The organism is Burkholderia sp. HMSC10F09, assembly GCF_001806955.1.
Classification (GTDB): Bacteria; Pseudomonadota; Gammaproteobacteria; order Burkholderiales; family Burkholderiaceae; genus Burkholderia; species Burkholderia multivorans.
Genome location: NZ_KV786557.1, coordinates 1 through 3,346, shown reverse-complemented (window position 1 = coordinate 3,346; position 3,346 = coordinate 1). Strand labels below are relative to the sequence as shown.

The following is a 3,346-nucleotide window of genomic DNA, read 5'->3' as shown; positions in this document are numbered from 1 at the left end:
GGGTGCGGTCAGGCTCGCGAACGGGTTGTACGGCTGTTGCGGCGGCGTGAACGAAGGCGGAAGGATGGGCATCGGAGTATCCGGAGAATCCGGCATCGTGCGGATCGCATCAAAGACCTTGCGCGCATACGCGAGGCGCTTGTCGGGCGACGCGGCGTTGTACGCGCCGATCGCGTTCCAGTTGGGGCCGAGCTGGCGGATGTTCTGCGAGAGGATCCATGCGCCGACATAGGCGTTCGTGCACGGATCGAACAGGCTCTGCTGCGTGATGCCTTCGCGCGCGAGCGTCGGCAGCCACGAGCTGTTGATCTGCATCAGCCCGATGTCGATCGTGCCGTTCGCGTTGGTGTTGACCGCGTTCGGATTCATCCCCGATTCGACCTGCGCGATGCCGCGCAGCAGGCTGACGCTCACGTGCTGGAACGCAGCCGCGTCGTCGAGGCAGTCCGCATGCGCGAGCCCGTGCAGCGCGAGCGACATCGCGGCGGTCGCGGCGAATTTCAGCGTGGCGCGGCTGATCGAACGGACGGTCTGACACGGCATGGCAGGTTGGGGCGGCAAGCGACCGCCCGATGCAAGGAAATCACGCAGACGCGAAGTGTGCCATAGCGCACGCACCCATGGCTCGCGTCGAACCTTCCTTTGCATTTCGCGCGTGGTCGTTTCCGGCCGGCGCGCCGCGCCGTCCCGCGCCGTCCCCGCCCGCGGCGTGCGCGCCGCAAACGACGACGGCGGCCGAAGCCGCCGTGTCGATCGATCGCCGGACCGGTGCCGCGCACCGCCGCACAGGGGCAGCGGGCGCGGCGCCGCGCCGCTCAGAAGCGGTGACGCAGACCGAGGTTGACGATCGTCTGCGAGCTGGTGCCCGCATAGCCGTACGAGCCGATCGAGGCTTGCGCGGCCATCGTGCCGCCGCTGCCGTCGCCGGTCCGGCCGCTCGCGTGCTGGTAGGCGGCGGTCAGATACACGTCGGTGCGCTTCGACAGCGTGTAGTCGGCGCCGGCCGACACCTGGTGATAGGTCGCCGACGTGTCGCCGCCCGAGCGCGTGTAGCTGTAGCCGACGCCGACCAGCAGCGCGTTCGTCGCCTGGTAGTTCACGAAGCCCTGCCCGGTGTTGTAGTGCTCGTTCGAGCCGAACACCGAGCTGCCATCGCGGCGGTATTGCGCGTTGCTGTAGCCGAGGCCGAACGTGAACGGCCCCGCGACGTACTGACCGGCGACGCGCGCGATGCCGATCGAATGCGCGCTCGCGTAGCCGCTGTTGATCGGGCCGTCGAACGTGCCGTCCGACGAGCTCGTCCAGCCGTCGCGCAGCCCGTTCGACGCGGGGCTGTTGTTCGCGTGGAAGTAGCCGCCGGCGACGCTGAACGGCCCGTTGCTGTACGACACGGCCGCCGAATACGACTGCGCGGAACCCGTGCTGCCGGCGATGCCGCCGAACGAGTACATCGCGGAGAACTGCAGGCCGCCGAGCACGGGCGACGTGTACTTGACCGCGTTGTCGACGCGGAAGCTGTTGTCGTAGTTGTCGACGTCGCCCGGCGTCGCGAACACGCTGCCGAAATAGTTGTCGGCGGTGATGCCCTGCACGAGGTCGATCAGCGGATCGTACTGACGGCCGAGCGTGATCGTGCCGTAGCGATCGCTGGACAGCCCGACGAACGCCTGGCGGCCGAACATGCGGTTGCCCTGGCCGAGGCGGCCGCTGCTCGGATCGAAGCCGTTTTCCAGCTGGAACAGCGCCTTCAGCCCGCCGCCGAGATCCTCGGCGCCCTTGATCCCCCAGCGGCTGCCGGCGAGGTTGCCGGCGCTGCTGTTGCCGAGCAGCCACGCGCTGTCCTTGCCTTGCGCGTGGTTGACGTACGTAATCGACGTATCGATTACGCCGTACAGCGTGACGCTCGTCTGCGCGTGCGCAAGCGGCGCGGCCGCGAGCGACGCAAGCGAAATCAGCGAGAGGGCCGTGCGTTTCATTTCATCTCCTACAAGTGGATTGGTATGCGTGAATCGGAATGGCAGGAGACTACCGATGCATGCGTAAACGACAAAAATGAGATTCTCTTTTGTGGCCTGAAGCAGACAGATGCGTGCTGCGCAAGGGTCTATTGAGAGATCTGAATTATTGACGATCGCGTATCAATCGCCACTGAATACGTTATATCAATATTCGAAATTTGCGCGCCGCGTGACAATTTTCGGCGATTTTCATTACGCGCCCAGCGTGTGGGCGATTGTCGTGGATTCGTCAATTGATTCTTTAATGAATCGAATGGTTTTAACGGGCGCGATTATGTTATTTGCGCGCGCAACCATTGTGGTGTGCGGTGGTGTGCGGCTGCCGCGACGATGCGATCGTGCATCGCGCGCGCGTCGATTGCAGATGCGTGTCGTCATCGCGCATGTCGCTCTCCCAAAGCGATGCGTAATCGAGGTTGCGGATCGTCACGTCCCACGTGCGACCACGATTCCGTTTGCTATCTCGATAAGCGTCTCCCCGTGCAGCACCGGCGGCGCACGCATGGCGCCGCCCGCGGCGGTCGGGTAGTCAGTTTTGTATATAATAATCATTCTCATTTACAGAAACGCTCCCGACCGCCTCCGGAATCCGGCCATGTCTGCTGACAAGCTGTCCCTCCATCGAGAAATCGACGCGCTGTATGCCGGCCATCATGCATGGCTGCGCGGCTGGCTGAGCCGCAAGCTCGGCTGCGCGCATCGCGCCGCCGATCTCGCGCACGATACGTTCATGCGTCTGCTCGCGCGCGACGAGCCGATCGGCGCCGAGGCGCCGCGCGCGTTCCTGACGACGGTCGCACAGCGCGTGCTGTACAACCATTGGCGGCGCGAGCAGCTCGAACGCGCATATCTCGACGCGCTCGCGCAGCGCGCGGACGTGTATGCGCCGTCGCCGGAAGAGCGGGCGGTCGTGCTCGACACGCTGCTCGAGATCGACCGTCTCCTCGACGGTCTGCCGGCCGCCGCGAAGCGCGCGTTCCTGCTCGCCCAGCTCGACGGGCTCACGCAGGCGGAGATCGCGCGCGAGCTCGGCGTGTCGCTCGCGACGGTCAAGCGCTATCTGATCAAGGCCGGCGCGCAGTGCTTCTTCGCGATGGCGGCATGACGATGGCCGCGTCCGGCAGGCCGGCGATCGCGCCGGACGTCGCGCGTCGTGCCGTCGAGTGGTGGGTCGACCTGCATGCGGGCGGCGACACGCGTGCGAGCGCGGCCGCGCTCGCACGCTGGCGCGCCGAAGATCCGGCACACGACGCCGCGTGGCGTCATCTCGAAGCGATGCAGCAGCGTCTGGGCCGGCTCGCGGCCGGCGTCGACGCGCAGGCGGCGCG

The 3,346-nt window shown here is 66.2% G+C and carries 5 protein-coding genes; 3 read left to right on the top strand and 2 right to left on the bottom strand.

What is annotated here, in order from left to right; translation table 11 throughout:
- Both HMPREF3115_RS04520 and HMPREF3115_RS04515 read right to left on the bottom strand, forming a co-directional pair.
- A partial coding sequence (locus HMPREF3115_RS04520; protein WP_141751636.1) for a lytic transglycosylase domain-containing protein occupies positions 1-543 on the bottom strand: 543 nt, incomplete at its 3' end.
- A gap of 272 nt (positions 544-815) precedes the next feature.
- Positions 816-1,976 (bottom strand): porin, encoded by a 1,161-nt coding sequence (locus HMPREF3115_RS04515; protein ID WP_006405030.1) that lies wholly within the window; start codon positions 1,974-1,976, stop codon positions 816-818.
- A gap of 109 nt (positions 1,977-2,085) precedes the next feature.
- Here HMPREF3115_RS04515 and HMPREF3115_RS31470 point away from each other — a divergent pair, with 109 nt between their 5' ends.
- The 3 genes from HMPREF3115_RS31470 to HMPREF3115_RS04505 all read left to right on the top strand — a co-directional run.
- On the top strand, positions 2,086-2,547 hold the full coding sequence (locus HMPREF3115_RS31470; RefSeq protein ID WP_227747607.1) for a hypothetical protein: 462 nt from the start codon (positions 2,086-2,088) through the stop codon (positions 2,545-2,547).
- 66 nt (positions 2,548-2,613) lie between these two features.
- Entirely contained in the window at positions 2,614-3,123 is a 510-nt protein-coding gene (locus HMPREF3115_RS04510; protein WP_006402185.1) for a sigma-70 family RNA polymerase sigma factor, read from the top strand.
- A 2-nt stretch (positions 3,124-3,125) separates the two neighbouring features.
- Positions 3,126-3,346, top strand: a 221-nt coding sequence (locus HMPREF3115_RS04505) for a FecR/PupR family sigma factor regulator (protein ID WP_141751637.1), incomplete at its 3' end; no start/stop codon positions are given.